At 64.9% G+C, this 1,413-nt stretch carries 1 protein-coding gene; it reads left to right on the top strand.

Translation table 11 applies throughout. The features are described 5' to 3' along the window. Positions 1 to 56: 56 nt before the first annotated feature. Positions 57 to 1,133 (top strand): IS110 family transposase, encoded by a 1,077-nt coding sequence (locus DB354_RS00005; protein ID WP_107833378.1) that lies wholly within the window; start codon positions 57 to 59, stop codon positions 1,131 to 1,133. Positions 1,134 to 1,413 lie beyond the last annotated feature (280 nt).

Here is a 1,413-nt window from a genome sequence, read left to right as displayed (position 1 = left end):
CTGAAGATGACATGTAGCCGACAGGCGGCGCGGGATGCGCCAACCTGTCGGCTGATATGAGAACTAACGTAGTCGAGGATATGGTGGAGCGTGCTCCCGTCGACACGGGAGTGACGGTGAAGTTGGGGATGGATGTGCACTCGGACCAGATCACGGTGTGCCGCCAGGTAGGAGGGCGAGTGCCGCAACCGGCGCAGGTGCTGGCCCCGGCCAAGTTGTTGGAGCAGGTGCGTGAGTTGCGAGCGGGCGGGGTGACGGTGCTGAGCTGCTATGAAGCAGGGCCGTGTGGGTACTTGCTGCATCGGCAGCTGACGGCGCTTGGGGTGACCAACTATGTCATCGCGCCGCAGCGGTTGGATGAGCGGCACCGGCGAGTGAAGACGGACAAGCGAGATGCGCGGGAGCTGTGCAACCGGCTGGATCGGTACAGTCGGGGCAATACGGACGCGTTCTCGGTGGTGCGGGTACCGACGGTGGAAGAGGAGCGACGCCGGGCGCTGACGCGGCAGCGCGGGACGGTGCTGAAGGAGCAGCATCGCTGCGTGGTGCGTGGCCATGGGTTGATGTTGTCCCAGGGCGTGCGAGCGCCCACCGGCTGGTGGCACGCGAACGTATGGCCAAGGTTTTCGGCTCGCTTGCCTGAGTGGTTGCGGCCGCACATTGCGCGGTGGCAGGCCCAAGCGATCAGCTATGAGGCGATGTTGGCGGAGCTCACGCCGCAAGTGGAGGCGTTGATGGCAGGGCAAACGGCGCCCAAGGGTGTAGGTGCCTTGACGACGGCGATCCTCGAGAGCGAGGTGCTAGACTGGCACCGTTTTCACAACCGGCGAGAAGTAGGCAGCTATACCGGACTGTGTCCGTCGGAGCACTCGAGCAACCGCGCGCGCCGCCAAGGCTCGGTCACCAAGTGCGGTAATCGCCGCCTGCGCCATCAGTTGGTGGAGGCGGTTTGGCGATTACTGGAGTGGCAGCCGACCTATCCCCCTTTGCAGCGGATCCAAGCCGCCACGGGCAAACGGGCGCGTAAGCGCGCCGCGGTCGCAGTGGCCCGACGGCTGGCTGTCGACTTGTGGCGGCTGAACACTGGTCAGTGCAGTGCGCAACGCCTCGGTCTGACGCTGCTCCGGCATTGAGCGTAAGGGCACTTTGCGGCGGGGACGGCACGCGTTCGCGTTTCAGCCTGGGCCGAAAGGCCCGTCTGAAGATTGAACCGTTCGTCTCCGCCGCTCTTCCGCATAAGTCATCATATCCCCCGGCTTTGGCCGCGCTTGGATAGCAGGTTGGACCGCGGTGCAACTCCGCGCGTTCTGGCGGAGAACGCCCCCGCTCTCAGTGCTTCGGAATCCCAACTGCGCACTACTCGTGCGCCGCGGGCGGACTTTTTGCGCTTGCCGTAATCGGCCTCATAGCAGG

This window comes from Opitutus sp. ER46 (genome assembly GCF_003054705.1).
Taxonomy (GTDB): domain Bacteria; phylum Verrucomicrobiota; class Verrucomicrobiia; order Opitutales; family Opitutaceae; genus ER46.
The sequence above is the reverse complement of the archived record's forward strand: the minus strand, read 5'-3'. Positions and strand labels throughout refer to the sequence as shown.

What these genes read in the sequence shown, in the direction of transcription:
- DB354_RS00005 (WP_107833378.1), top strand. Translation starts at nt 57, where the DNA reads ATGAGAACTAACGTAGTCGAGGATATGGTGGAGCGTGCTCCCGTCGAC.